Origin of the sequence: Microbacterium galbinum, assembly GCF_023101185.1 — a bacterium.
Lineage (GTDB): Bacteria > Actinomycetota > Actinomycetes > Actinomycetales > Microbacteriaceae > Microbacterium > Microbacterium galbinum.
This window is the reverse complement of record NZ_CP078077.1, coordinates 922856-948731: the sequence shown is the minus strand read 5'-3', so window position 1 is coordinate 948731 and position 25876 is coordinate 922856. Positions and strand designations below refer to the sequence as shown.

Below are 25876 nucleotides of genomic sequence, written 5' to 3'. Positions count from 1 at the left end.
CCCGAGAAGGGCCCCTCGCTAGGCTCGTCGGATGACCCGACCCGACTGGACCCCGCACCGCCGTGACGACGGCGAGCTGCTCGGCTGGATCCACCCGGCGGGCGACGACTGGCTGGCCGTCGATGTGCTCGGGCGCCCGGCATCCGCTCCCTCCGACTGGCTCGACGCCGAGGCCGCCCTCGAAGAGCGGGGCATCGCCTGGCTCGCCGATCCGTGGATGCTCGACGGCGAAGCCGATCGCCCGCTGCGGGTGCGCATCGTCGAAGTGACCCCCGATCGAGACGGCGTGCCGGGGCGCATCGTGGTGAAGGTCGACGACTTCGGCGACGTCACCCGTCCGCCGACCGAGCGGTTCGAGCTGCCGTGGCCGATCCCGAGCCGCCTGCGTCCGCCCCGCCCCGACGACCCCGATCCGCGCACCCTCTGACCGGCTCTCCGGGACAGAAGCCCGCTCAGGGCAGCGACGGATGCTGTTCGGCGGCGCGCTGCTTCGGGATGAAGAGCGACAGCACGAGGGCCACGATGCCGGCGGCGATCGCCAACCAGAAGCACACCTGGAACGCATCGTGCGTCGGCACCGCGACGCCGTCGACGTCGATGCTCATCGCCGCGAGTACCCCGCCCATGACGGCCGAGGCGCTCGACGTGCCCACCGAGCGGAAGAGCGCGTTGAGGCCGTTGGAGGCGCCGGTCTCGTTCGCCGGAACCGAGCGCATGATGATCATCGGCATCGCGGCGAAGGTGAATCCGATGCCGACGCCGATGAGCAGGTTGCCGACGAGGATGTGCCACACCTCGCTCGACAGCAGCAGCACGAAGACGTAGGCGAGCACGATCGCCGCGGCACCCACCGTGAAGAGCGGGCGGGGACCGACGGTGCGCTCGAGCCAACCCGACAGCGGCGAGATCACCATCATCACGAGACCGGCCGGCATGACCACGAGCGAGGCCGAGATCATGTCGAGGCCGAAGCCGGCGCCGGTGCCGGCGGGCATCTCGAGCATCTGCGGGAAGGTCACGTTCGAGGCGAAGAGCGCGAAGCCCATGCCGATCGCGGCGATGTTCGTGAAGAGCACGGCGGGGCGTGCGGCGACGCGCAGGTCGAGCAGGGGATCGGTCGTGCGCAGCTGATACCAGCCCCAGACCAGCAGCACGACGACTCCGCCGATGATGCAGGCGAGGGTCGGGAGCGACGTCCAGCCCCACTCCGCGCCGCGCGACACGAAGAGCAGGATGCCGGTCAGGCCGATCGCGAGGCCGATCGCACCGAGTACGTCGAGACGACCGGGGGAGCGGAGCACGTCTTCGGGGACGACGAAGAAGATGAGCAGCAGCCCCACCGCGCCGAGGGCGGCGGCGAGCCAGAACAGGGCGTGCCAGTCGGCGTTCACCGCGAGGTACGCGGCGATCGGCATGCCGAGCGCGCCGCCCACGCCCATCGTCGCGCTCATGAGGGCGACCGCGGTGCCGAGGCGCTCGGGAGGGAGCACGTCGCGCATGATCGCGATGCCCAGCGGCACCACACCCGTGACCGCACCCTGCAGTCCGCGCCCGATGATCACGCCGATGATCGAGCCCGACAGGGCGGCGATCAGCGACCCGACGATCAGCAGGGCGAGCAGAACGATCGCCACGCGGCGCTTGCCGTACATGTCGCCGAGGCGGCCCGAGATCGGCGTCGCGACGGCGGCGACGAGCAACGTGATCGTGACGACCCAGGTGGTGTCTTCACGCGACGAGTTCAGCAGCGCCGGAAGCTCGGCCTGCAGCGGCACCACGAGGGTGAACATGAACGACGAGCACAGCCCCGCGAACGCGAGCACTGCGACGATCGCCCACCGCGGGGTGTTCCGTGAGAGTCGTCGTCTGGCCTTGTCGTCGTTCGCTCCCACCGACTCAGGCTATCGGCGTCTGAGAGGGGCGAGGGTCGTCGGGAGCCGCTTATCGCGGCGGCAGCACGAAATCACCCGTCTCGCCCGGGTTGACCGCGACCTCCCAGCGGAAGCCGTCGGGGTCGGAGAAGTACCCGGAGTACCCGCCCCACTCGCGATCGCGCCCCGCGCTCACCGGCACACCCAGCAGCGCGACCTCGGCGAGCACCGCGTCGACCTCGGCCGGGGTGGCGAGGTTATGGGCGAGCGTGATCGGGGCGACGCCGGATGCCGGGGCCTCGCCGATCTCGGCGGTGAAGCCCTCGATCGACCACAGCGACAGCATGAGCCGCTCGCCGATCGGGAGCATCAGCACATCGTCGCCCGAGAACATCGGTTCCCATCCGAGTCCGTCGACGTAGAAGGCGCGGGTGCGCGCGAGGTCGGACACGGCGAGAGTGATGAAGCTGACGCGTTGTTCCATGCAGGCGAGTCTGTCACCGGCATCCGACATCCGGAACGGCGTCTGCGACCGGCATCCGGAAGCCCGCGCGTCAGCGCACGTCCTTCATGAGCTTCAGCACCGGCTTGATCGACAGCAGCAGTCCGATGCCGACGAGGATCGCGATGCCGCCCAGGATCGAGAAGTACGGAACCTCGTCGTCGGGGTTGTAGAACCCGACGAGCCAGCCCGAGATCGCCGTGCCGAGCGCGACAGAGAGGAAGAACAGCGCCACCATCTGCGTGTGGAAGACCTTCGGGGCGAGCTTCGTCGTCACCGACAGACCGACAGGCGACAGCAGCAGCTCCGCGACGGTGAACACGAACAGGATGCCGACGATGGCCAGCAGCGGCGTGGAGTTCGGCCCGCCGCCTGCGAACGGGAGGAACAGCAGGAAAGCGACTCCCATGATGATCGCGCTGAGGCCGAACTTCGCCGGCGTCGACGGCTGGCGCTTGCCGAGGCGGGTCCAGATCGCGGCGAAGACGCCCGACAGGATGATGATGAAGACGGGGTTGATGGACTGCACCCACGAGACCGGCATCTCCCAGCCGAAGAGGTCGCGGTTCAGACGCTCGTCGGAGTAGACCGTGAGCACCGTGAACTGCTGCTGGTAGAGCGACCAGAAGGCGACGCTCGTGACGAACAGCGGCAGGAAGCCCCACACGCGCGAGCGCTCGGTGGCGTCGATGCGGCGGCTCGAGAGGATCACCGCGAAGTACGCGATCGCGGCGGCGACGGTCACACCGATCACGATCGGCGCGAGGTTGTCGGCGCGGATGACGCCGAGCAGCACCAGCACGACGATGACGGCGACGGCGGCGAGGCCGACGACGGCGACCATCGGATAGCGCGCCGCGGGCAGCGGGTTCGGCACGCGCCGCGCCTCGTCGGGCAGGGCGCGACGGCCGAAGGCGTACTGCACGAGACCCAGCGTCATGCCGATCGCCGCCAACCCGAATCCGTAGTGGAACCCGAGGGTCGACTGCAGGATGCCGGTGAGGATGGGCCCCAGGAACGCGCCCAGGTTGATGCCGAGGTAGAAGAGCGAGAAGCCGGCATCCCGGCGCACGTCCTCCGGGGCGTACAGGGTGCCGACCACCGAGGTCGCGTTGGCCTTGAGCCCGCCCGAGCCGAGCGCCACCAGGATCAGGCCGACCCCGACGCCGAGCAGCCCCGGCAGCAGGGCGAGGGCGAGGTGCCCGGCGACGATGACCATCGCGCTGACGAAGAGCACGCGCTCCGAGCCGAAGAGACGATCAGCGAGCCAGGCGCCGAGGATGGTCGACAGGTATACCGAGCCGCCATACGCGCCGACGATTCCGCCGGCGACCGCCTGCGGGATGCCGAGGCCCCCCTCGGTCACGGAGTAGTACAGGTAGATGAGCAGGATGCCCTGCATGCCGTAGAAGCTGAACCGCTCCCACATCTCCACGCCGAACACGTGCACGAGCGCCCACGGTTGCCCGAAGAAGCGGGTGTTCTCGTCGCGGGGCGGGCGGGTCTGGGCGGTCGAACTCATGGTTAGACGGTAGTCCTCGAGGCCTGTGCGCACGAGGGGCAGAAGGCTCCGACCTCGCGCGGACCCGCAGATAGAATGGGGATGCCGCGGCATCCGCGTGCCGCATCCCACTCGCATCCGACCATTGGAGCCACCATGGCCGAACAGTCCCGCCTCGATAAGGTCATCGCCCTCGCCCGCCACCGCGGGTTCGTGTTCCAAGCGGGTGAGATCTACGGCGGTTCACGCTCGGCCTGGGACTACGGCCCCCTCGGCACGGAGCTCAAGGAGAACATCCGCCGCCAGTGGTGGCAGACGTTCGTGCGCGGTCGCGGCGACATGGTCGGCCTCGACTCGAGCATCATCCTGCCGAAGCGCGTGTGGGAGGCATCCGGCCACGTCGCCACCTTCACCGACCCGCTCGTCGAGTGCCTCCACTGCCACAAGCGCTTCCGTGCCGACACCCTCATCGAGGACTTCGAGGCGCGCAAGGGCCGCAAGGCCGAGAACGGTCTCACCGACATCCCCTGCCCGAACTGCGGCACCAAGGGTCAGTACACCGAGCCCAAGTCGTTCTCGGGCCTCGTGAAGACCTACCTCGGCGTCGTCGACGACGAGTCGGGTCTCTACTACCTGCGCCCCGAGACCGCGCAGGGCATCTTCGTGAACTTCTCGAACGTGCTCACCGCCAGCCGCAAGAAGCCGCCGTTCGGCATCGGCCAGGTCGGCAAGGCGTTCCGCAACGAGATCACCCCCGGTAACTTCATCTTCCGCACCCGTGAGTTCGAGCAGATGGAGATCGAGTTCTTCACGCCGCCGGCCGATGCGCAGGAGTGGTTCGAGCACTGGGTCGAAGCCTGCTGGAACTGGTTCATCGACCTCGGCATCGATCCCGAGAACATGCGCCAGTTCGACGTGCCCGAAGACGACCGCGCGCACTACTCGGCCGGCACGATCGACGTCGAGTACAAGTTCGGGTTCGCGGGCAAGGAGTGGGGCGAGCTCATGGGTGTCGCCAACCGCACCGACTACGACCTGTCGAGCCACAGCGAGGCCTCGGGCCAGAGCCTGACCTACTTCGACCAGGCGACCGGTGAGCGCTACACGCCGTTCGTGATCGAGCCGTCGTTCGGTCTGACGCGCGCCATGATGGCGTTCCTCGTCGACGCGTACCGCGAAGAAGAGGTGCCCAACGCCAAGGGCGGCACCGACGTGCGCACCGTGCTCAAGCTCGACCCGCGCCTCGCGCCGGTCAAGGCCGCGGTGCTGCCGCTGTCGCGCAACGAGCGCCTCTCGCCGCTCGCCCGCGAGGTCGCCGACACGCTGCGCAGCTCGTGGGCGGTCGACTTCGACGACGCCGGCGCGATCGGACGCCGCTACCGTCGCCAGGACGAGATCGGCACCCCCTTCTGCGTCACGGTCGACTTCGACTCGCTCGACGACCGCGCCGTCACCGTGCGCGACCGCGACACCATGGCGCAGGAGCGCGTCTCGATCGACGAGCTGCACGAGTACCTGGCCGAGCGCCTGAAGGGCGCGTGAGCCGCGGCATCCGTCCGTCCTGATCCAGGGCGGATGCCGAGCCACCCCTCTTCGCCCGACACACCCCTCTGCGCACCGTTCGCAGAGGGGTGTTTCGTCTCTAGAGGGGTGGTTCGGCGCGGGGCTATGCTGACCGCATGATCGAGGAGTGGAGCGAGTTCAACGTCGCGATGGCGGGCGCGACCGCGGCCCTCGCCGGCCTCGTGATCGTCGCCGCGAGCGTCAACATCGCCGAGATCGTGAAGTCGCGCACGCTCACCGCACGTCTTCTCGCGGGCATCGCGGCGCTCGTGCTCGCGCTCGCCGTGTCGGCGATCGGGCTCGTTCCCGGCCTCGACCTCACCTGGTACGGCGTGCTCATCGTCGTGGCGACACTGCTGATGTCGGTGTTCCAGGTGAACGTGACGCGGCTCATCGCGGGCGACCCGAACCCGGCCGACCGCGCGCGGCCGCTCAAGTATCTGATCGGCTTCCTGCCCCTGGCCGCGTATCTCGTCGCCGGCGTGCTGGTGGGGGTGGGGCATCCGTCGGGGCTGTACCTCGCCGCCGCCGGATGCCTGCTCGCCATCGTCTCGGCGATCGTCGTGTCGTGGGTGGCACTGGTCGAAGTGCTGCGCTGAGCGCCGCGCCGCACCGGGACGAGAGGATGCCGCGGCCTCAGGCCGTGACGGTGAGCTGCATCTCGGGGGTGCCGCCCGCCTCGACCCAGGCGAGCGAGCGTTCGAGCACGCCCCGGAGCACGTCGAGGTCGATCTCCTCGAGGTCGGTGACGTAGAGGCATCCGGCGCCGGTGGTGTGGGGGCCGAGTGCGGCCAGGGCCTCCTCGTGCGCGGCGACGCCGTCGAGCAGGTAGATCGTCGTCGCCGCCTTGCGCGGCGCGAAGGCCAGCAGCCCGGAGTCGCCCTCGGTGCCGGTCGGATACCGGTAGTGGCACGACCCGAACCCGATGATCGTGCCCCAGGTCGCCGGCTCCCGGCCGGTGACCTCCTGCATGAGGGCGGTCAGCGTCTCGGCATCCCTCCGGCGCTTCGCGGGGGAGGACCGGGCGATCAGGCCCGCGACGTCGTGGCCGGTGGGCTTCACGATGGCTCTCCTTCAGAGGCTGCGGGTTCGTGCGCCGCAGCGCGATCCGTGATTCGCAGGAAGTGCCCGTCGGGGTCGAGCAGGCGGAAGTCGGTCAGCCCCCACGCCCGACGCTGCAGGTCATCGACCAGCCCGACTCCGGATGCCGCGACCCGCTCGCGCTCCGCGGCGACGTCATCGACCTCGATGACGATCTCGACGCCCAGCGGAGGGCGGCGGTCGCCGATCGCGTTCGGAGAGGCGAGCAGACCGATCCGCACCGCATCGCGGCGCACCCCCGCATACGGGTTCGCGAGGCCCCGGTCGTCCTGCACGAGTTCGAATCCCAGAACGTCGACGTAGAACGCGAGCGCTCGGCCGAGGTCTCTCGGGAAGAGTTCGATGCGGAGTGCGGCGGGCACGGTCGGCCTACTTCTCGGCCTTCGCGGCGGCCTTCATCGCCTTCTTGTGCTCGCGCACCTTCGTCAACGACTCGGGCGAGACGATGTCGGCGACGCTGCGGAACGAGCCGTCGACGCCGTAGTCGCCCGCCGCCTCGCGCCAACCGGCGCCGGTGAATCCGTACTGCTTGCCCAGCAGCGCCAGGAAGATCTTCGCCTTCTGCTCGCCGAAGCCCGGCAGTGCCTTCAGGCGCTTGAGCACCTCGGCGCCGTTCGGCTCGCCCTGTGTCCAGAGGGCGGCGGCGTCTCCGCCCCAGTCGTCGACGATCGTCTGGCACAGCGTCTGCACGCGCGTCGCCATCGACCCCGGGAAGCGGTGCACCGCGGGCGTCGTCTTGAACGCCTCGAGGAACTCCTCGGGGTCCATGCTCGCGATCGCCGAGGCATCCGTCGCGCCCGTGCGCTGCTCGATCTTCAACGGACCCACGAATGCGGTCTCCATCGGCACCTGCTGATCCAGCAGCATCCCGACCAGGAGGGCGAGCGGGTTGTCGGTCAGGAGAGCGTCGGCGGCGGTGTCTCCGGTGATGTGAAGGGCCATGCGTTCATTCTCGCATCGGGCGGTTTCCTGTGGGGCGCTGGGCGATGGGCACTCGCCCCCGGCGTCAGGCGGAGGCGGCGTCGTCGAGCGGGTCGATGGCCGAGACGGCGGGCTGCTCGGGCGAGAGGCCGTAGAGCGTCGCGAGGGCCGCGGCGAAGTCGTCGGCGCGGCCAGCGGCGGCGAGCTCATGCGCACGGGTCGTCGGCTCGTGCAGCAGCACGCCGGCGAGGTGTCGCAGTGCCTGCTCGATCTTGCCGTCCTCGTCGCCGCGCGCGCGGGCGCGGGCGATCTCCGAGTCGAGCAGCGAGAAGATGTGCGAGCGCAGGGCGATCACCGACGGAGTCACGCTCTGGCGGGCGCCCACGACATGGAAGGTGTCCGCGGCCTCGCGAACGACGGTGCGCGCGGCATCCGTGGCCTGCAGCTCTTCGAGCGGAGCGTGCAGGCGGATGGTCTCGAGGTCGAGCAGCGCGACGCCCTCGAGGGTGGCGACGGCCGGGTCGACGTTGCGGGGCATGCCGAGGTCGACGACCAGCTGTCCACGCTGGGTCCCTGAGCCTGTCGAAGGGGAGACGGGGCAGCCCGCGGCAGCGGCCGCGGCGAGTCCGGCGGGCGCCTGCAGGTGCTGCGGCCCGAGCACGGGCTCGGTGGCGGTGGTGCAGGTGATCAGCAGGCTCGAGCGGGCGGCGGTGCGCGCGTAGTCGGCTTCGGCGACGGGGCGGATGCCGTGCTTCGCGGCGAAGATCTCGGCGCGACCCGACGGCGAGTAGACGGAGATGTCGACGGCGCCGCGCTCGCGGAGCGTGGCGAGCGTGACGGCGGCGTAGGCGCCGGTGCCGACGAGCAGTACGCGCTCGGCCGACCAGTCGGCGATGCGGGAATCGGCGAGCTCGAGGGCGAGGCGCACCAGCGAGCGGCCGGCGCGGCCGAGGGCCGTGACGTTCTTGACCTTGCGCTGCGCCTGGCTGGCGCGCTGGAACAGGCGCTCGAGCTCGGGGGAGGTCGTGCCCTCCTTGCGGGCCGACTTGAGTGCGCGGCGCACCTGGCCGGCGATCTCGCCCTCGCCGGAGACGACGGATTCGAGACCGGAAGCCACGGAGAAGAGGTGCTCGGCGACGCGGCGGCCCGAGTGCACGGTGTAGGCGCCGTCGAGTTCATCGGCGGGAACGCCGGTCGCGGCCTCGACCGCTTCGAGCACGGCTTCGACGCCGATCGCGCCGGCTGCAGTGACGGGTTCGTCCATTTCCACGTACGCCTCGAAGCGATTGCACGTCGCGAGAACGACCGCACCCTGCACGCACGGCGTCATGCCCACGAGAGTGGGGGCGACGTCGTCGGGGGTGCGGCTCAGGCGTTCGAGCAGATCGAAGCTGGCGGTCTTGTGACTCGCCGTGACACACAGCAGCACCCTTCGATTGTACCGGAGGCTCCCGACGCTGAGGTCGCCGGGCCCACAGCATCCGCATCGGGGGCGGATGCGAGGATGGAGGCATGGCCCTCTCCGACGCTCCGCTCCTGCGCGCCCTCGCGGGCGAACGCCCCGCTCAGACCCCCGTGTGGTTCATGCGCCAGGCCGGCAGGTCGCTGCCCGAGTACCGCGAGCTGCGGGTGGGCACGCGGATGCTCGACGCCTGCCTCACCCCCGACCTCGCCGCCGAGATCACGCTGCAGCCGGTGCGCCGCCACGGGGTCGACGCGGCCGTCTTCTTCAGCGACATCGTCATCCCGCTGCGCCTGGCCGGAGTCGAGGTCGAGATCGAGCCTGGCCGCGGTCCGGTGTTCGCGAGCCCGGTGCGCACGGCATCCGACGTCGACCGCATCACGGCGATCGATCCCGCCTCGCTCGACTCGACCGCGATCTCCGAGGCCGTGCGCCTCACCGTCGCCGAACTCGGCGACACCCCGTTGATCGGCTTCGCCGGAGCGCCCTTCACCCTCGCGGCCTACCTCGTCGAGGGCGGCCCGTCGAAGGAGCACCTGCGTGCGCGGGCCATGATGCACGCCGACCCCGACTCGTGGAACCGCCTCGCCGGATGGCTGGCGCAGGTGTCGCGGGTCTTCCTCTCGGCGCAGCGCGACGCCGGGGCATCCGTCGTGCAGCTCTTCGACTCGTGGGCGGGCGGCCTGAGCCCCGCCGACTACCGCACCTTCGTGCGTCCGCACTCGAAGACCGCGCTCGAGGGCATCGGGTTGCCGACCATCCACTTCGGCGTCGGCACCGGACCCTTCCTCGCCGACATGCGTCTCGACGGTGCGGCCGATGGTGTGGGCGTCGACTGGCGGCAGCCGCTCGACGAGGCGGCCGCGATCCTCGGCCCCGACACCACGGTGCAGGGCAACATCGATCCTGCGCTGCTGTCCGCCCCGTGGCCGGTGCTCGAGGCGCACGTGCTCGACGTGCTGCGGCGGGGCCGCGCCGCTCGGGCGCACATCGTCAACCTCGGCCACGGCGTGCCGCCCGAGACCGACCCCGATCAGCTCACGCGCATCGTCGAGCTGGTGCACGCGCAGCGCGACTGACGGATGCCGTGAGGGGTCACGACACGCCGCGCCGGCGGTCTCGCGCGCGGCGTGTTGTGACCCCTCACCGGGTTATCCCCGGTGAGCGCCGAGCGGGGCGATGCGAGGATGGAAGGCATGACCGAGCCCTCCGAACTCGCCGCCCGCGCCGCCGAGAAGCACGTCGTCGTGATCGGCGGTGGGATCGGCGGTCTCATCGCCGCCCGTGAGTGCGCCAAGGTCGGCATGCGCGTGACGGTGCTCGAGGCGTCGGATGCCGTGGGCGGCGCGATCCGTCGGGCCGAGCTCGACGGGGTGGCCCTCGACGCGGGGGCCGAGAGCTTCGCGACCCGCGGCGGACACGTGCGTGCGCTCCTCGCCGAACTCGGCATCGACGACCGCGTCGTCGCACCCGCTCCCGGAGGAGCCTGGCTCGCCGGGGTCCCGGGCATCGGCGCCGCACCGCTCCCCGTCGGCGGGCTGCTCGGCATCCCCGCCAACCCGTTCCAGGACGACGTGCGCCGCATCATCGGCTGGTCGGGCGCCTGGAGGGCGTACCTCGATCGGGTGCGTCCGCCGCTGACCATCGGCCACGAGCACAGCCTCGGCAAGCTCGTCTCGACGCGCATGGGCGACAAGGTGCGCGACCGCCTCGTCGCTCCCGTGACAACGGGGGTGTATTCCGCTTCACCCTCCGATATCGACGTCGAGATCGCCGCACCGGGGCTCAACGCCGCGCTCACGCGCACCGGTTCGTTGTCGGGTGCAGTGGCCGCGCTGCGCGACGAAGGGGCGGCCCGCGCCGCCGCGAAGAAGCCGGGCGCCGCGGTCGAGGGACTCGACGGCGGGATGACCGTCCTCGTCGATGCCCTGCTCGCCGATCTCGAGAACTTCCGTGTCGAGGTGCGCACGGCATCGCCCGTCCGCGCGATCGCCCGCGACGGAGACGGCTGGATCGTCGTCACCGATACGCCCGTCGATCCGGCATCCGAAGACGCAGCGGACTCCGATGACGAGGTCGTCGCGGTCGCGGAGGAGTGGCAGGCGGATGCCGTCGTCGTCGCCGTCGACGAGCGCACCGCGCGTGCGCTGCTCGCTGACGCCGTGCCCGCACTCATGTCGACCGACGACGTACCGGCACCCGAGATCGAGATCGTCACCCTGCTCCTCGACGCTCCGGCGCTCGATCCGGCGCCGCGCGGTACGGGCGTGCTGACGGTGCCCGGCAGCCATGTCGCCAAGGCGCTCACGCACTCCACCGCGAAGTGGGAGTGGGTGCGCCGGGCGGCCGGTGGTCGTCACGTCGTGCGGGTGTCGTTCGGTGCGCAGGGCGAGCCGGCGGCCACCGCAGGGCTCGACGACGGGGCTGCGGCGGACCTCGCGCTGCGCGAGGCATCCGCTCTTCTGGGCGTCGATCTGGCACCGTCCGCGCTGGTGGCCGCGCACCGTGCGCGCTACGTGCAGGCGCAGCCGGCATCGGTGATCGGATCGGCGGAACGTCGTGCGGCGGCACGCTCCGCCGTGCAGGCCGTTCCTGGCCTCGCGGCGGTCGGCGCCTGGCTCGCGGGTACGGGTCTCGCGCAGGTGATCCCCGATGCGACCGAGGAAACGGACCGCCTGCGCCGCACCCTGATCTGGGAGTGAGCGCCTCGCGCCTGTCAACCCCCTGCCCTCTCAATGCCGAAATCGGCATATGGGGTTACGCTGGGTACCTGGCCGACGGGGATCGAACGCCTGCGGCTCGACCGGAACAACGTGAGGAGACCCCATGAAGGGGAAGATCGGACTCGTCGTCGGAATCGGCGTGGGATACGTCCTCGGAACGCGCGCCGGACGCGAGCGCTACGAGCAGATCAAGACGCAGTGGCTCAAGGTCTGGCATCTCGACCCCGTGCAGGAGCGCGTGGAGCAGGTCAAGGACTTCGTGGGCCAGAAGGCCGCCGCGGTTCCGGGCGCCCTCTGGAACGGCGCCGTCAAGGTCGTGAAGTCGGTCGGCAGCGACGGCACGCCCGGGCAGAAGCTCGACTCGGTGATCGCCGCCGGCAAGGACGTCGCCGAAGACCTCGAGGATGCCGCCGAAGAGGTGAAGGACCGCGTCGAGGAGGCCAAGAAGTCGTCGACGTCGAAGACCTCTTCGTCGAAGACGTCCTCCGCGAACTCGTCGGCCTCGACCGGAGCCGCTCGCAAGCCCGCCGCCAAGACGCCGGCGACGCGCAAGCCCGCCGCGAAGAAGACCGGGAACTGACCATGCCCCGCGGCTATCGCGACCGCGCCGATGACAGCTTCCTGTCGCTGATCGGCGACCTCCCCGAACTCGTTTCGAACCTCGTCAAGGCCGAGATCAACGCCGCCAAGGCGTGGGTCTCGCGCACCGCGAAGGACGCGGGCTTCGGCGCCGTCTGGTTCGTCGTCGCCCTGTTCTTCCTGTTCTGGGCGATCCCGGTGCTGCTGGTCTTCGCCATCGCGGGCATCGCCTCGTGGTGGCCCGTGTGGCTCTCGGCGCTGGCGGTTTTCGGCATCCTGATCCTGGCCGTGCTGTTCTTCGCGCTGCTCGGTCTTCTCAAGTTCCGCAAGGTGCTGCGCCGGGAGAACCCCGCGCAGGCCGTCGCCACAGACGTTCGCATCGTGAAGGAGGCCGGCGACAATGACGAATTCTGACCTGCCGATCACCGCCGTCCCCGGCGGCATCGTCGACCCCGTCGCCTCGGCGCGGGCAGAGCTCAAGGCGGCGCTCGCCGCGATCGAGATCAAGGGCAACGTGCCGCGTCGTCTCGACAAGGCATCTAAGCGCGCGGCCGTGCGTCTGCGACTGTTCTCCGAGCGCAACCCCGCGGGCGCGATCGCGATCGCCGTGGGCGCGGCGGCCGTCGTCGGCAGCGCCGTCTGGGTGATCGCCCGGGCGATCTCGCGCTGACCACTTCTTTTCGCGACGCCCCGGAACTCCGCTTCCGGGGCGTCGCGTTTTTGCACGCTCGGCCGCATTCGCAGCCGTCCGACAAAAGGGGCAGACTGGGACCATGTCCGATGAGAGCGCAGAGAACCCGTCCGGCTTCACCCTCTGGGCCGTGTGGCGACGCAATCCCGATGTGCCCGTCACCGAGTCCGACTCGACCGAACTCGAGACGATCGTCTCGTACGTCGAGGACTCCGGGGTCACGGTCCGCGGCTTCTACGACGTCTCGGGCCTCAAGGCCGACGCCGACCTCATGGTGTGGCTGCACGGCGACACCGCCGAAGAACTGCAGAAGGCGCTGCGTCGTCTGCGCCGCACCGAGCTGCTGCGCTCGCTCCTGCCCGTCTGGAACGTGATGGGCGTGCACCGCGACGCCGAGTTCAATCGCTCGCACGTGCCCGGCTTCCTCCGGGGGGTCGAGCCCAAGGACTGGCTCTGCCTCTACCCGTTCGTGCGCACGCCCGAGTGGTACCTGGCACCCGAGGCCGACCGTCGCGCGATGCTCGCCGACCACGGCCGCAAGGGCGCCGCGTTCACCGGCGTCGTCGCGAACACCGTCGCCGCGTTCGCCCTCGGCGACTACGAGTGGATCCTCCCGATGGAGGCCGACGACATCACCGATCTCGTCGACATGATGCGCGACCTCCGCTACACCGAGGCGCGTCTGTTCGTGAAGGAGGAGGTGCCCTTCTACACGGGGCGCAGGCTCCGCTTCGACGAGATCGCGGACGTGCTGCAGTAGGCCCGCCGTGAGCTCCCCGATCCGCCTCGGTACTCGCCGCAGCGCTCTCGCGCAGGCCCAGTCCGGTCACGTCGCCGCCGCCCTCGAGAAGGTCGTCGGACGCCCCGTCGTGCTCGTCCCGATCACGTCCGAGGGCGACACCAATCGCGCCTCGTTGTCGGAGATCGGCGGGCAGGGCATCTTCGCCACGCGTCTGCGCGAGGCGCTGCTCGCGGGGGAGTGCGACTTCCTCGTGCACTCGCTCAAGGACCTCCCCACCGCGGTCCCCGAGGGCCTCGTCATCGCGGCGACGCCCGTCCGCGAGGATGCGCGCGATGTCGCCATCACTCGCGGCGGTACTCCGCTACACGAGCTGCGCGCCGGCAGCACGGTCGGCACGGGGTCGCCCCGCCGCATCGCCCAGGTGCGTCGCCGGGCCCCGCACTCGACGGTCGTCGACCTGCGCGGCAACGTCGACTCGCGTCTCGCGCGCGTCGCATCCGGCGAGCTGGATGCCGTCATCCTCGCGGCCGCGGGGCTCTCGCGGCTCGGCACCGACTCACCGCTGCACCGGGAGGAGCTGGGGCTGAGCGAGTGGCCGACCGCGCCCGGCCAGGGAGCCCTGGCCGTGGAGACGACGACGGATGCCCCGGCCGAGCTGCGTGAGGCGCTCGCCGTCCTCGACGATGCGCCCACCCGCCTCGCGATCACGCTGGAGCGCGCGATCCTCGAGGGTCTGGACGCCGGATGTCAAGCCCCCATGGCCGCGCATGCGGTCGTCGAAGGCGACGAGATCCGCGTCAGGACGGTCGTGTACGCGGCCGATGGCGGTCGCCGGATCGGGCTCGACGTCACCGAACCCCTGAACGAGGGGTATATTCAACGGAACGGCAGTGGCAATGATGCGGATGCTGCCGATGGTGCAGATCCGATCCAGGCCGTTCGATCGCTGGGATTGGCTGTCGCCCGTCGGCTGCTCGAACAAGGGGCGGCCGAACTCGTCCCCCGAGAGCAATCCTGATGACCACGACACCCGAATCGAAGCACGACAAGCCTCTAGACGGCTGGCGGATCCTCGTCCCCCGCGGAGGCCCGTGGGGCGACGGCGTCGCCGCGAGCCTGCGCCTGCAGGGAGCGGTCCCCGTCGTCGCGCCCCTCATCAACTTCGCCCCCACGACCGACCAGGCGGCCCTCGACGTCGCCCTGGAGCAGCTCGCCGCCGGCGCCTACGACTGGCTCACGGTGACGAGCGCGACCACGGTCGACGTGCTCTTCGCGCACCGTGCGGTGGTGCCGACCACGACGCGCATCGCGGCGGTCGGCGAGACCACCGCGGCGGCGCTGCAGGCCGTCGGGTACGAGGTCGCGCTGGTGCCCACGCAGGACAACTCCGCCGAGGGCATGGCGCAGCAGATGATCTCGCTCGAGACCGCACCGCGCCGCATCCTCGCTCTCCGCAGCGAGATCGCGAAGCCGGTGCTGAGCGTGCTGCTCACCGAGGCGGGCCACGACGTCGACAGCGTGGTGGCGTACCGCACGGTCGGCGTACCGGTGACGGATCGCATCAAACGCGACGTCGAGAACGGCCGCATCAACGCGATCCTCATCACGAGCGGTTCGGTCGCCGAGCAGGTGCGCGAGCAGTTCCCCGAGATCCCCGATGACACGCTGCTCGCGGCGATCGGTCCGCGCACGGCGCGCGATGCCCGCAACGCCGGACTGTCGGTCTCGGTGGTCGCGGATCGCCAGACGGTCGACGCGCTCATCGACGCGGTCTCGCACTTCACCCTCCCGCACTCGGCCGACGAGTTCACGCCGTGAGCTTCCCCGAGGTGCGCCTGCGTCGACTGCGCCAGTCGCCGGCCGTCCGCCAGCTCGTGCGCGAGACCAGCCTCCAGCCGCAGCAGCTCGTGCTGCCGATGTTCGTGCGCGAAGGGCTCACTGACCCCGCGCCGATCGGATCGATGTCCGGTGTCGTCCAGCACTCGATGGACTCGCTTCGCGCCGCGGCGGTCGAGGCGGCCGAGGCCGGCGTCGGCGGAGTTATGCTCTTCGGCGTTCCTGCGGTGCGCGATGCCCGCGGCTCCGGCGCAGACGCTCCCCACGGCATCCTCAATCTCGCGACCGAGGCGCTGGCAGCCGAGGTGGGCGACGCCCTCGTCGTGCAGACCGACCTGTGCCTCGACGAGTTCACCGATCACGGACACTGCGGCGTGCTGGCCGCCGACGGTTCCGTCGACAACGACGCGACCCTCGAGCGCTACACCTCGATGGCTCTCGCCCAGGCGCGGGCCGGTTCGCAGCTGCTCGGGCTCTCGGGCATGATGGACGGCCAGGTCGCCGCCATCCGCCGGGCGCTCGACGCCGAGGGGTTCACGCGCACGATCCTGATGTCGTACGCGGCGAAGTACGCGAGCGCGTTCTACGGCCCCTTCCGCGAGGCGGTCGACTCGCAGCTCACCGGTGACCGCCGCACCTACCAGCTCGACCCCGGCAACCGTCGCGAGGGCGTGCGCGAGGCCGTGGTCGACGAGCAGGAGGGCGCCGACATCGTCATGGTCAAGCCGGCGATGGCCTTCCTCGACGTACTGCGCGAGGTGCGAGACACCGTGCATATTCCGGTGTGGGCATACCAGGTGTCCGGCGAGTACGCGATGATCGAGGCCGCCGCCGCGAACGGATGGATCGGCCGCCGTGCGGCGATCCTCGAGTCGCTGCTGTCGATCCGGCGCGCCGGTGCCGACGCGGTTCTGACGTACTGGGCGACCGAGGCCGCCCGCTGGCTGCGCGACTGATCGGTCGCCGCCGCACTTCGAGAGGAAGCACCATGTCCGATCGCAACGATGATCTCTTCTCCGCCGCCCGCGCGGTGATCCCCGGCGGCGTGAACTCTCCCGTCCGCGCCTACGGGTCGGTCGGGGGCACGCCGCGGTTCCTCGCCTCCGCGCAGGGTGCGACGGTGACGGATGCCGCGGGCGCGACCTACATCGACCTCGTGGCCTCGTGGGGCCCGGCGCTGCTCGGCCACGCGCATCCGGAGGTCGTCCAGGCGGTGCAGGAGGCCGCGACCCGCGGCCTGTCGTTCGGCGCGCCCACCGAGGGCGAGGTCGAGCTCGCGGCACTGATCGCCGACCGCGTGCGGTTCGGCGAGATCCGTCCGATCGAGCGCGTGCGCCTGGTGTCGACGGGCACCGAGGCGACCATGACGGCGATCCGCCTGGCCCGCGGCGCGACCGGTCGCGACCTGCTCGTGAAGTTCGCCGGTCACTACCACGGCCACTCCGACGGGCTGCTCGCCGCGGCGGGCTCGGGCGTCGCGACGCTTGCGCTGCCGGGATCCGCAGGCGTGCCCGCGCCGATCGCCGCGCAGACGCTCGTGATCGACTACAACGACCCCGAGGCGCTGGCGGCCGTGTTCGCCGAGCACGGCCCGCGCATCGCGGCGGTCATCGTCGAGGCATCCGCGGCGAACATGGGCGTCGTCGCCCCGCTCCCCGGGTTCAACCGCCTCATCGCCGACACGGCCCACACGCACGGCGCGCTGATGATCCTCGACGAGGTGCTCACCGGGTTCCGCGTGCACCCGGCCGGGTTCTGGGGCCTGCAGGCCGCGGAGGGCGAGGACTACCTCCCCGACATCGTCACCTTCGGCAAGGTCGTCGGCGGGGGGATGCCGCTGGCCGCCCTCGGTGGACGGGCCGATGTGATGGACCTCCTGGCCCCGCTGGGGCCGGTCTACCAGGCGGGCACGCTCTCCGGGAACCCGCTCTCGGTCGCGGCGGGCCTCGCCACGCTGCGCCTCGCGACGCCCGAGGTCTACGCGACCATCGACGCGGCGGCCGACCGGCTCTCGCGTGCGCTCGACGCGGCGCTCACGGATGCCGGTGTCGAGCACGCGGTGGCGAAGGCGGGAAACCTCTTCAACGCGTCGTTCCGCCCCTCCGCCCCGCGCGACTACGCCGAGGCCCAGGCGCAGGAGACGTTCCGCTACGCTCCGTTCTTCCACTCGCTGCGGGAGCAGGGGATCGCCCTGCCGCCGAGCGTGTTCGAGGCGTGGTTCCTCACGGCCGCCCACGGCGACGAAGAACTGCTGCGCATCGAGGCGGCGCTGCCCCTCGCGGCCGCCGCCGCGGCATCCGCTCGTCCCTGAGTGAGCGCATTCCCACAACGGATCGTTGTGTTCCTGTGAGCAAGATCCAGACAACTGGGAGGATGCCGCTGGCAGACTGGGTGTCATGGTGACGTTGCTGTTGGATCAGACGCAACTCGAGATCGTGCTCTCGCCGCTGGAACGCGCCGCGAGCTTCCACCGCGACAACCTCCGCATCGTGCGCGAGACGATCACCAAGGTGCAGCTCACCGATGACGCCTGGACCTGGCTGCGCGGCGTGCCCAACCCCGGCACCCACATCCCCGGCATCCTCGCCGCCGGCACGTGGAAGGCCGCGGGCAGCACCGACTTCGTGCTCATCCGCAAGCGCCGGCCGAGCGTCGTGATCGATCTCACGGGCGACGAGCAGTACCGCCGTCTCATCCTGACCACCCGGCACGGCCTCGCCCTGACGCAGGCCCTGCGGCTCGAGGTCTCCGAAGAGCCGGCAGACGTCGAGGAGATCGTCTCGACCGGCTCGATCCCCACGACCAAGCAACCCCGGCGCCCGGTGATCCGGCCGCGGCCCGCCTGAGCCACCGCGCTCGCAGACCACAGCGAAACGCCCTCCGCGACCATCGGGTCGGGAGGGCGTCTCGCTGTGCGGATCGATCAGTCGCGGGGGCGGTACTCGCCGTGCTCGTGGTGCTGGTCGCCGTCGCCGCTCTGGTCGTAGTGGTCGGCGTTGGCGAGCTCGTCGTCGGTCGCCGTGAGCGGCATCTCCGGGATGATCTCGATCACGGTCGTGCGGGGGGCGCCGTCGGCGGGAGCGTCGTCGGATGCTTCGCGGTCGGATGCTTCGTCGTTCGGGGTCTCGTCGGTCGCCGTGTCGGCTTCCGCCTGCGTGCCGGCTTCCTGCTCGGAGGGGGCGGCATCGTCCGTCTCGCTGCCGTCCGACTCGGAGGGCGTCTCGCCGAGGGGGTAGTCCTTCGGCTCGTCCTCGAAGTAGGCGCGGGCGGCGTCGGCGAGCATCGAGCTCACCGCGGCCGAGCGCGGGTCGGCGTCCTCGTCGGCGGCCGCCTCGTCGCTGTCCGACGAGGCGTCGGATGCGCCGTCGGTCGGGCCCAGGTCGTCGAACACCTCGACCCCGGCCTCCTCGCCGATCGGAACACCCGCGGCTTCACCGTCGACGGCGTGGGCGGGAGCTTCGGCCCCCGGGAACGAGGTGGCCTCCTCCTCGGCGGCGTCGCCGTTTCCGAAGAGGATGTCGTCGAACGAGGGGAGCCCTGCGGCCGACACCGGGCCCGGTGCGACCTGCGCGGCATCCGCATCGGTGGCCGGACCGTCTGCAGGCGTCTCGTCCGCAGGCGTCTCGTCCGCAGGCGTCTCGTCGTCGGATGCTGCGTCGTCGGATCCAGCGTCGTCGGATGCAGAGGCGCCGTCGACGGAGACCTCGACCGCCCCCTCGGCATCCGCTTCGTCCGCGACGACGTCGCCATCGTTCACGATCGCGGCTCCTGCTCCGGAGGCGACCACTGCCGCCGCGACGGGACCGCCGGGTACCGCCGCGGCGGCGTCGGCGGCGATCGCGGAGGCGGTCATCGCCGCCGTGTCGTCCGTCGTGACCTGATCCTCGGCGTCGGCCGGAGCGGTCGCGTGCGCGGGCTCCTCGACGGGAGCCGCCGGCGCGGCGGCGGGAGCGACGAGCTGCGTCGCGAGGAGGCCGGCGTGCGGCTCGAGCCGGCCGCCACGGGTGAGCTGGATGAAGACGTCTTCGAGTGTCGGACCGCGCTGCACGAGAGTGGTGAGGGCGATCCCGGCATCCGCGGCGACCGCACCGACCCGGCGCGCGTCGGTGCCGCGCACCGTGAGCCCGGAGCGGAGGACCTCGATGTCGAACCCGGCGGCGGCGAGGGCGGCGGTGAGCGCGGCACGATCGGCCGCGTCGACGATGACGGCACCGGCCGAAGGATCGGCGAGCTCCTCGATGCCGCTCGCGAGCACGAGCCGGCCCTTCGAGAGCACGAGCACGTTGTCGGCCACCTGCTCGACCTCGCTGAGCACGTGCGACGAGACCAGCACGGTGCGGCCCTCGTCGGCGAGACGGCGCATGAGCAGGCGCATCCAGCGGATGCCTTCCGGGTCGAGCCCGTTGGCCGGCTCGTCGAACACGAGAGCCCCGGGGTCGCCGAGCAGAGCGTGCGCGACGCTCAGACGCTGACGCATGCCGAGCGAGAATCCGCCGATGCGGGCGTCGCCCTCGTTCTCGAGCCCGACCAGGGAGAGCACCTCGGCGACGCGACCGAGCGGGATGTCGTTGGCCTTGGCCGCGATCGTGAGCTGGCGGTTCGCGGTGCGGCGCGGACGGTAGACGGTCTCCTCGAGCACCGAACCGATCACCCGCAGCGGCTGGCGGAGTTCGGCGTACGACTGGCCGCCGATCGTCGCGGTGCCGGATGTCGGGCGCACCTGTCCCAGCAGCATCCGCAGCGTCGTCGTCTTGCCGGCCCCGTTGGGGCCGAGGAACGCGGTGACCGCACCCGGCTCGATCCGAGCAGAGAAGTCGGAAACGGCGGTCACCTCATTGAAGCGCTTCGTCACGCCCGTGAATTCGAGAACCTGTCCGTCGGTCATGCGCGACCTCTCCTTGCTTGGTCAATTCCCCCTATCCTGCCGGAAAACCGTCCGGATCGCGTATTTCCTGTGGATTGCGAGCCCTCGCGGCGACCGGGGTAGCCTGGCTCCCGTGACCGAGACCTCTGCCTCCGACCGCGTCCTCGTCCGCACGGAAGGCGCTCTCGGGCGGCTCACGCTGCAGCGTCCCGAGGCGATCAACGCCCTCGACCTGGGCATGGTGCAGGCGCTCACCGCGGCGCTCGACGCCTGGCGCACCGACACCGACGTGCAGATCGTGCTGCTCGACGGTGCGGGCGACCGCGGCTTCTGCGCCGGGGGAGACGTGCGCGCCCTGCACGCGCAGATCGTGTCGGGGCATCCCGAGTCCACCGCCGAGTTCTTCCGAGCGGAGTACGCGCTCAACGCCATGATCGCCGAGTATCCGAAGCCGATCGTCGCCTTCGCCGACGGCATCACGATGGGCGGCGGCATCGGGCTCGCGGGGCACGCGGCGATCCGCATCGTGACCGAGCGCTCGAAGCTCGCGATGCCCGAGACGCGCATCGGCTTCACTCCCGATGTCGGCGGCACCTGGCTGCTCGGCCGTGCGCCGGGTCGCCTCGGTGAGTACCTCGCTCTGACCGGCGGTTCGATGAACGGGGCGGATGCCATCGCCCTCGGTTTCGCGGACTACTACGTGCCCTCCGCCAATCTCGACGCGCTGCGCGAGGCCCTCGCGTTCCGCGCCGACCCGACGGGGCCGAGCGAGATCGTGCTGCTGTTCGACGAGACGCCGGAGCCCTCGGAGCTGTCGCCGTCGCCGGAGTGGATCGACGAGGCCTTCTCCGCCGACACGGTCGTCGAGATCGTCGAGCGGTTGCAGGCGCAGGGCACGACGGATGCCACGGCCACGGCCGAGCTGCTCGAGGGGCTCGCGCCGACGGGGTTGGTCGTGACGCTCGACGCCGTGCGCGAGGCGCGGGCGGCCTCCGGGCTGCGCGAGGCGCTCGAGGGCGAGTACCGGCGGGTGCTGTGGTTCGTGCACGAGCATCCCGATCTCGTCGAGGGCATCCGGGCTCAGCTGGTCGACAAGGACCGCAACCCGAAGTGGCAGCCCGCCTCGCTCGCCGAGCTGGGGACGGATGCCGGGGCGGATGCCCGTGCGTACGTGCCGGTGACGCCGCTGTTCTGAGTGGGAGCCCGGCTGTCGATGGGTTCGCTGTGAGCGAAGGTTCCGAACTCGGCGGTACGAATGTCGGAGCTTCGTGTCACGCTTTGTTGTGGCCGATCCCGGTCGGCACCTTCCCCCACGCCTGAGTCCACAGCTTCATCTCTCAGAAAGTCCGCCTGTGCTGGGTAAAATTCTCGTTCGGTATCTGTCCCGCTACAAGTGGCTGCTCGTCGCCGTCCTGGTCTTCCAGTTCGCGAGCGCGATCGCCACCCTCTATCTCCCGCGTCTCAACGAAGACATCATCAACAGAGGCGTCGCACAGTCCGACACCGCCTACATCTGGCGCACCGGTCTGCTCATGCTGGCGGTCTCGCTCGGTCAGATCATCGCGTCGATCATCGCCACGTACTTCGCCGCCCGCGCGTCGATGGGCGCCGGCCGCGACATCCGCGCCGACGTGTTCAGCAAGGTGAGCGGATTCTCCGAGCGAGAGGTGTCGCAGTTCGGCGCCGGCTCGCTCATCACGCGCAACACCAACGACGTGCAGCAGGTGCAGATGCTGGCGATGATGGGCGCCACCATGCTCGTCACCGCACCGCTGCTGGCGATCGGCGGCATCATCTTCGCGGTGCAGACCAACATCGGGCTGAGCTGGCTCATCGCCGTCTCCGTGCCCCTCCTGCTGATCGTCGCCGGACTCGTCGTCAGCCGCATGGTCCCCCTGTTCCGCAGCTACCAGGGCAAGCTCGACACCGTGAACCGCGTCATGCGCGAGCAGCTCACCGGCGTGCGCGTCGTGCGGGCGTTCGTGCGCGAGCGCATCGAGGAGGAGCGCTTCCGCGGCGCGAACACCGACATCATGGTCGTCGGGCGCAAGGTGGGTTCGCTGTTCGTGCTGCTGTTCCCGCTCTTCATGCTCATCCTCAACGTCACTGTCGTCGCGGTCGTCTGGTTCGGCGGCGTCGAGGTCAACAGCGGCACGGTGCAGGTCGGCACGATCTTCGCCTTCATGCAGTACATCGGACAGATCATGGGCGGCGTCATCATGGCCAGCTTCATGGCGATCATGATCCCGCGCGCCGCGGTCTCGGCCGAGCGCATCGGCGAGGTGCTCGACACGACGTCGAGCATGGAGCGTCCGGCGAACGGCGTCACCTCGTTCCCGACTCCGGGTTCCGTGGCGTTCGACGATGTCGAGTTCACCTACCCCGGAGCCGACGCCCCCGTGCTCTCCGGCATCAGCTTCGCCGCCGAGCCCGGTGAGACCGTCGCGATCGTCGGATCGACCGGCGCCGGCAAGACCACGCTGGTCTCGCTGATCCCGCGCCTCTTCGACGTCTCGGGCGGAGCCGTCTTCGTCGGAGGCGCCGACGTCCGCACCGCCGATGTCGAATCGCTCTGGGCGACGATCGGACTCGTTCCCCAGCGCCCGTTCCTCTTCACCGGCACGGTCGCGTCGAACCTTCGCTACGGCCGTGAGGACGCCACCGACGACGAGCTCTGGCACGCGCTCGAGATCGCTCAGGGCCGCGATTTCGTCGAGGAGATGCCGCAGGGGCTCGAGTCGCGGATCACCCAGGGCGGGACCAACGTCTCGGGCGGTCAGCGCCAGCGCCTGGCGATCGCCCGCGCGATCGTGCGTCAGCCGCAGATCCTCGTCTTCGACGATTCGTTCTCGGCGCTCGACCTCACCACCGACGCCCGTCTGCGTCAGGCGCTGTGGAGGGAGCTGCCCCACGTGACCAAGGTCGTCGTCGCGCAGCGCGTCTCGTCGATCACCGATGCCGACCGCATCGTGGTGCTCGAGGGCGGGACCATGGTCGGCGTCGGAACGCACGAAGAACTCCTCGAGACGAGCACGACGTACCGAGAGATCGTCGAGTCGCAGCTGGGGGTGGACGCATGAGCGAGCAGAACTCCTCACGTACCCGTCGCGGTCGCGGAGCCAAGAGCGCGACCGCGGGCACCGCGGCCGTCGTCGAGCCCGAACTGACCGACGAGGAGAAGTACGAGGCCGAGCTGGCCGAGAAGGCGCGGCAGGACGGCGGCGGCTGGGACAGCGTCGCGCCCGGCAAGGCCGACAACTTCGGCAAGAGCTTCAGCCGCATGATCGGCCTGCTCAAGCCCTCGGCGGTCTGGTTCGTGATCGTGTCGATCCTCGGCGCCATCGGCGTCGTGCTCACGGTGGCGGCTCCGAAGGTGCTCGGCGAGGCGACCAACCTCATCTACAAGGGCTTCATCTCGGTGCAGCTCGGGCAGGCGAACGGCGACTTCCCCGGATTCCCCGCGGGCACCTCGCAGGACGACGTCGTCGACGCGTTGCGGCAGGGCGGCCAGACCGACTTCGCCAACCAGGTCGCCGCGCTCGGTGACTTCCAGGTGGGCGACGGCGTCGACTTCGACGCGCTCCGGTGGGTCATCGCCGCCGTCCTCGCGATCTACGTGGTCGCGGCGTTCCTGAGCTGGATCCAGGGCTACGTCATCAACGTCATCATGGTGCGCACCATGTGGCGTCTGCGCGAATCGGTCGAGGCGAAGATCAACCGACTGCCGCTGTCGTACTTCGACAAGGTGCAGCGCGGTGACCTGATCTCCCGCGTCACCAATGACATCGACAACATCACGCAGACCATGCAGCAGTCGCTGTCGGGCGCGATCACCGCGGTGCTCACGGTCGTGGGCGTGCTCGTTCTCATGTTCTCGATCTCGTGGCAGCTGGCGCTCGTCGCGCTGGTGGCGCTTCCGCTCATGGGAGTGATCTTCGGCGTCATCGGTCCGCGTTCGCAGAAGGCCTTCGGCACGCAGTGGCGCAAGGTCGGACGGCTGAACGCCCGCGTCGAGGAGGCCTTCTCGGGCCACGCGCTGGTCAAGGTCTTCGGCCGTGAGCAGGACGCCCTCGACAAGTTCAAGGACGAGAACGAGGAGCTCTTCCAGGCCGCGTTCAAGGCGCAGTTCCTGTCGGGCATCATCATGCCGGCGATGACCTTCGTCGGCAGCCTCACCTACGTGGGTATCGCGGTGCTCGGCGGCCTCATGGTCGCGAACGGCCAGCTGCGTCTCGGCGACGTGCAGGCGTTCATCCAGTACTCGCAGCAGTTCACGCAGCCGCTGTCGGAGCTGGGCGGAATGGCGGCGGTCGTGCAATCGGGAACCGCCTCGGCCGAGCGCGTGTTCGAGCTGCTCGACACCGAGGAGCAGGAGGCCGACGACGTCGACGCTCCCGCGCTCGACGAGGGCAAGGGCGTCGTCGAGTTCGAGAACGTCGCGTTCTCGTACACGCCCGAGCGTCCGCTCATCACGGATCTCTCCTTCCGGGTCGAGCCGGGGCAGACGGTGGCGATCGTCGGCCCGACCGGTGCGGGCAAGACCACGCTCGTCAACCTGATCATGCGGTTCTACGAGCTGAACGGCGGGCGCATCCTGCTCGACGGTCAGGACATCTCGGAGGTCACGCGCGACGAGCTGCGCTCCCGCACCGGCATGGTGCTGCAGGACCCCTGGCTGTTCGCGGGCAGCATCCGCGAGAACATCCGATACGGGCGTTCCACCGCGACCGATGACGAGGTGCTCGAGGCCGCGAAGGCGACGTACGTCGATCGCTTCGTGCACGCGTTGCCCGAGGGATACGACACCGTGCTCGACGAGGACGCGTCGAACGTCTCGGCGGGTGAGCGGCAGCTGATCACGATCGCCCGGGCGTTCGTCGCCCAGCCGTCGATCCTGATCCTCGATGAGGCCACGTCGGCCGTCGACACCCGCACCGAGCTGCTCCTGCAGAACGCGATGGCGGCGCTCCGCGAGGGGCGCACGTCGTTCGTGATCGCTCACCGCCTGTCGACGATCCGCGATGCCGACCTCATCCTCGTGATGGAGCACGGCGACATCGTCGAGAAGGGCACGCACGACGAACTCATCGCCGCGCAGGGCGCCTACTGGCGCCTGTACCAGTCGCAGTTCGAGCAGGCGGCGACCGACATCGACGCCGAGGAGGCACTCACCGGCTCGACGCCGACCGTCATCACGGGCGACGCCGACGACGCGGATGCCGCAGAGGCCGCAGCAGCGGATGCCGTCACCGGCGCATCGGTCGGAGCCCAGCAGCCCGCCGCCGAAGCTGCCGCGGCGCAGGCCGTGATCGAGCACCCGTCTCCCGAGGGGGACACCCGCCGCAGCTGACCCGCCACGGCTGACCCGTCGCAGTACCCGGGCTCACGCCCACCCGAAGCGCCCCGACCCGCATCCGCGGGCCGGGGCGCTTCGCGTGCGGCGCCGTCGTCCCGAGAATCCGCCGCCGCGGCATCCGTCCGATCCCGCTCATCTGCACGGAGCGCGCACGTCTGCACGGC

General features: G+C 70.4%; 25 protein-coding genes. 17 read left to right on the top strand and 8 right to left on the bottom strand.

From position 1 onward, the window contains the following. The first annotated feature begins 31 nt into the window (after positions 1–31). Positions 32–427: a hypothetical protein gene (locus KV396_RS04725; RefSeq protein WP_247957014.1), complete on the top strand. Its 396-nt coding sequence runs from the start codon at positions 32–34 to the stop codon at positions 425–427. Positions 428–452: 25 nt separating this feature from the next. On the opposite strand, the gene KV396_RS04720 is transcribed toward KV396_RS04725, so the two are convergent. From KV396_RS04720 to KV396_RS04710, 3 genes are all read right to left on the bottom strand, one after another. Beyond that, the gene (locus KV396_RS04720) at positions 453–1892 is read right to left on the bottom strand and encodes an MFS transporter (protein WP_247624395.1); all 1440 of its coding nucleotides are present in this window, start codon (positions 1890–1892) and stop codon (positions 453–455) included. Between the two features lie 49 nt (positions 1893–1941). Continuing rightward, complete coding sequence (locus KV396_RS04715; RefSeq protein WP_247957013.1) at positions 1942–2355, bottom strand: VOC family protein; 414 nt, start codon at positions 2353–2355, stop codon at positions 1942–1944. A 70-nt stretch (positions 2356–2425) separates the two neighbouring features. Beyond that, positions 2426–3895 carry a peptide MFS transporter gene (locus KV396_RS04710; RefSeq protein WP_247624397.1) on the bottom strand — a complete coding sequence of 490 codons (1470 nt, stop codon included), beginning with the start codon at positions 3893–3895 and terminating at the stop codon, positions 2426–2428. A 135-nt stretch (positions 3896–4030) separates the two neighbouring features. Between KV396_RS04710 and KV396_RS04705 the strand changes: the two genes are divergently transcribed. Then, positions 4031–5416, top strand: coding sequence for a glycine--tRNA ligase (locus KV396_RS04705; RefSeq protein WP_247624398.1), 1386 nt, complete (start codon positions 4031–4033; stop codon positions 5414–5416). A 137-nt stretch (positions 5417–5553) separates the two neighbouring features. Then, positions 5554–6036, top strand: coding sequence for a hypothetical protein (locus tag KV396_RS04700; protein ID WP_247624399.1), 483 nt, complete (start codon positions 5554–5556; stop codon positions 6034–6036). A 37-nt stretch (positions 6037–6073) separates the two neighbouring features. Here KV396_RS04700 and KV396_RS04695 read toward each other — a convergent pair whose 3' ends face one another. From KV396_RS04695 to KV396_RS04680, 4 genes are all read right to left on the bottom strand, one after another. After that, positions 6074–6499 (bottom strand): DUF1801 domain-containing protein, encoded by a 426-nt coding sequence (locus KV396_RS04695; RefSeq protein ID WP_247957012.1) that lies wholly within the window; start codon positions 6497–6499, stop codon positions 6074–6076. Continuing rightward, the gene (locus tag KV396_RS04690; RefSeq protein WP_247957011.1) at positions 6496–6900 is read right to left on the bottom strand and encodes a VOC family protein; all 405 of its coding nucleotides are present in this window, start codon (positions 6898–6900) and stop codon (positions 6496–6498) included. Before KV396_RS04690 ends, KV396_RS04695 begins: the two co-directional genes overlap by 4 nt. Positions 6901–6907: 7 nt before the next feature. After that, positions 6908–7480, bottom strand: coding sequence for an HhH-GPD-type base excision DNA repair protein (locus KV396_RS04685; RefSeq protein WP_247957010.1), 573 nt, complete (start codon positions 7478–7480; stop codon positions 6908–6910). A 64-nt stretch (positions 7481–7544) separates the two neighbouring features. Beyond that, positions 7545–8888, bottom strand: coding sequence for a glutamyl-tRNA reductase (locus KV396_RS04680; RefSeq protein ID WP_247957009.1), 1344 nt, complete (start codon positions 8886–8888; stop codon positions 7545–7547). A gap of 83 nt (positions 8889–8971) precedes the next feature. Here KV396_RS04680 and hemE point away from each other — a divergent pair, with 83 nt between their 5' ends. From hemE to KV396_RS04625, 11 genes are all read left to right on the top strand, one after another. Next, on the top strand, positions 8972–10000 hold the full coding sequence (hemE, locus tag KV396_RS04675; protein ID WP_247957008.1) for a uroporphyrinogen decarboxylase: 1029 nt from the start codon (positions 8972–8974) through the stop codon (positions 9998–10000). Between the two features lie 117 nt (positions 10001–10117). Next, on the top strand, positions 10118–11623 hold the full coding sequence (gene hemG / locus KV396_RS04670) for a protoporphyrinogen oxidase (RefSeq protein ID WP_247957007.1): 1506 nt from the start codon (positions 10118–10120) through the stop codon (positions 11621–11623). Between the two features lie 124 nt (positions 11624–11747). Then, the gene (locus KV396_RS04665; RefSeq protein WP_247957006.1) at positions 11748–12224 is read left to right on the top strand and encodes a hypothetical protein; all 477 of its coding nucleotides are present in this window, start codon (positions 11748–11750) and stop codon (positions 12222–12224) included. A 2-nt stretch (positions 12225–12226) separates the two neighbouring features. Further along, positions 12227–12637 carry a phage holin family protein gene (locus KV396_RS04660; RefSeq protein ID WP_247633729.1) on the top strand — a complete coding sequence of 137 codons (411 nt, stop codon included), beginning with the start codon at positions 12227–12229 and terminating at the stop codon, positions 12635–12637. Continuing rightward, positions 12624–12893, top strand: a complete 270-nt coding sequence (locus KV396_RS04655) for a hypothetical protein (protein WP_247624410.1) — start codon at positions 12624–12626, stop codon at positions 12891–12893. The genes KV396_RS04660 and KV396_RS04655 overlap by 14 nt, the downstream gene beginning before the upstream one ends. A 103-nt stretch (positions 12894–12996) precedes the next feature. Further along, a complete protein-coding gene (hemQ, locus tag KV396_RS04650; protein ID WP_247624411.1) occupies positions 12997–13674 on the top strand; it encodes a hydrogen peroxide-dependent heme synthase in 678 nt (225 codons plus the stop codon). Between the two features lie 7 nt (positions 13675–13681). Next, positions 13682–14674, top strand: a complete 993-nt coding sequence (hemC, locus tag KV396_RS04645) for a hydroxymethylbilane synthase (protein WP_247957005.1) — start codon at positions 13682–13684, stop codon at positions 14672–14674. Continuing rightward, positions 14674–15474, top strand: a complete 801-nt coding sequence (locus tag KV396_RS04640) for a uroporphyrinogen-III synthase (RefSeq protein ID WP_247957004.1) — start codon at positions 14674–14676, stop codon at positions 15472–15474. Before hemC ends, KV396_RS04640 begins: the two co-directional genes overlap by 1 nt. Next, a complete protein-coding gene (gene hemB / locus KV396_RS04635) occupies positions 15471–16448 on the top strand; it encodes a porphobilinogen synthase (protein WP_247957003.1) in 978 nt (325 codons plus the stop codon). Before KV396_RS04640 ends, hemB begins: the two co-directional genes overlap by 4 nt. A gap of 32 nt (positions 16449–16480) precedes the next feature. After that, the gene (hemL, locus tag KV396_RS04630) at positions 16481–17803 is read left to right on the top strand and encodes a glutamate-1-semialdehyde 2,1-aminomutase (protein ID WP_247957002.1); all 1323 of its coding nucleotides are present in this window, start codon (positions 16481–16483) and stop codon (positions 17801–17803) included. An 85-nt stretch (positions 17804–17888) separates the two neighbouring features. Further along, the gene (locus tag KV396_RS04625; protein WP_247624416.1) at positions 17889–18338 is read left to right on the top strand and encodes a hypothetical protein; all 450 of its coding nucleotides are present in this window, start codon (positions 17889–17891) and stop codon (positions 18336–18338) included. Positions 18339–18415: 77 nt separating this feature from the next. Here KV396_RS04625 and KV396_RS04620 read toward each other — a convergent pair whose 3' ends face one another. After that, entirely contained in the window at positions 18416–20377 is a 1962-nt protein-coding gene (locus KV396_RS04620) for an ATP-binding cassette domain-containing protein (protein ID WP_247957001.1), read from the bottom strand. A gap of 112 nt (positions 20378–20489) precedes the next feature. Here KV396_RS04620 and KV396_RS04615 point away from each other — a divergent pair, with 112 nt between their 5' ends. The 3 genes from KV396_RS04615 (at position 20490) to KV396_RS04605 (ending at position 25706) form a co-directional block, all read left to right on the top strand. Beyond that, complete coding sequence (locus tag KV396_RS04615; protein WP_247957000.1) at positions 20490–21551, top strand: enoyl-CoA hydratase/isomerase family protein; 1062 nt, start codon at positions 20490–20492, stop codon at positions 21549–21551. A 157-nt stretch (positions 21552–21708) separates the two neighbouring features. Beyond that, positions 21709–23436, top strand: coding sequence for an ABC transporter ATP-binding protein (locus KV396_RS04610; protein WP_247624419.1), 1728 nt, complete (start codon positions 21709–21711; stop codon positions 23434–23436). After that, the gene (locus KV396_RS04605) at positions 23433–25706 is read left to right on the top strand and encodes an ABC transporter ATP-binding protein (protein ID WP_247956999.1); all 2274 of its coding nucleotides are present in this window, start codon (positions 23433–23435) and stop codon (positions 25704–25706) included. The genes KV396_RS04610 and KV396_RS04605 overlap by 4 nt, the downstream gene beginning before the upstream one ends. The last annotated feature ends 170 nt before the right edge of the window (positions 25707–25876 follow it).

What these genes read in the sequence shown, in the direction of transcription:
- KV396_RS04710 (WP_247624397.1), bottom strand. Translation starts at nt 3,895, where the DNA reads ATGAGTTCGACCGCCCAGACCCGCCCGCCCCGCGACGAGAACACCCGC.
- hemL (WP_247957002.1), top strand. Translation starts at nt 16,481, where the DNA reads ATGTCCGATCGCAACGATGATCTCTTCTCCGCCGCCCGCGCGGTGATC.
- KV396_RS04685 (WP_247957010.1), bottom strand. Translation starts at nt 7,480, where the DNA reads ATGGCCCTTCACATCACCGGAGACACCGCCGCCGACGCTCTCCTGACC.
- KV396_RS04605 (WP_247956999.1), top strand. Translation starts at nt 23,433, where the DNA reads ATGAGCGAGCAGAACTCCTCACGTACCCGTCGCGGTCGCGGAGCCAAG.
- KV396_RS04700 (WP_247624399.1), top strand. Translation starts at nt 5,554, where the DNA reads ATGATCGAGGAGTGGAGCGAGTTCAACGTCGCGATGGCGGGCGCGACC.
- hemE (WP_247957008.1), top strand. Translation starts at nt 8,972, where the DNA reads ATGGCCCTCTCCGACGCTCCGCTCCTGCGCGCCCTCGCGGGCGAACGC.
- KV396_RS04665 (WP_247957006.1), top strand. Translation starts at nt 11,748, where the DNA reads ATGAAGGGGAAGATCGGACTCGTCGTCGGAATCGGCGTGGGATACGTC.
- KV396_RS04660 (WP_247633729.1), top strand. Translation starts at nt 12,227, where the DNA reads ATGCCCCGCGGCTATCGCGACCGCGCCGATGACAGCTTCCTGTCGCTG.
- KV396_RS04725 (WP_247957014.1), top strand. Translation starts at nt 32, where the DNA reads ATGACCCGACCCGACTGGACCCCGCACCGCCGTGACGACGGCGAGCTG.
- KV396_RS04705 (WP_247624398.1), top strand. Translation starts at nt 4,031, where the DNA reads ATGGCCGAACAGTCCCGCCTCGATAAGGTCATCGCCCTCGCCCGCCAC.
- KV396_RS04640 (WP_247957004.1), top strand. Translation starts at nt 14,674, where the DNA reads ATGACCACGACACCCGAATCGAAGCACGACAAGCCTCTAGACGGCTGG.
- KV396_RS04715 (WP_247957013.1), bottom strand. Translation starts at nt 2,355, where the DNA reads ATGGAACAACGCGTCAGCTTCATCACTCTCGCCGTGTCCGACCTCGCG.
- hemG (WP_247957007.1), top strand. Translation starts at nt 10,118, where the DNA reads ATGACCGAGCCCTCCGAACTCGCCGCCCGCGCCGCCGAGAAGCACGTC.
- hemQ (WP_247624411.1), top strand. Translation starts at nt 12,997, where the DNA reads ATGTCCGATGAGAGCGCAGAGAACCCGTCCGGCTTCACCCTCTGGGCC.
- KV396_RS04655 (WP_247624410.1), top strand. Translation starts at nt 12,624, where the DNA reads ATGACGAATTCTGACCTGCCGATCACCGCCGTCCCCGGCGGCATCGTC.
- KV396_RS04620 (WP_247957001.1), bottom strand. Translation starts at nt 20,377, where the DNA reads ATGACCGACGGACAGGTTCTCGAATTCACGGGCGTGACGAAGCGCTTC.
- KV396_RS04625 (WP_247624416.1), top strand. Translation starts at nt 17,889, where the DNA reads ATGGTGACGTTGCTGTTGGATCAGACGCAACTCGAGATCGTGCTCTCG.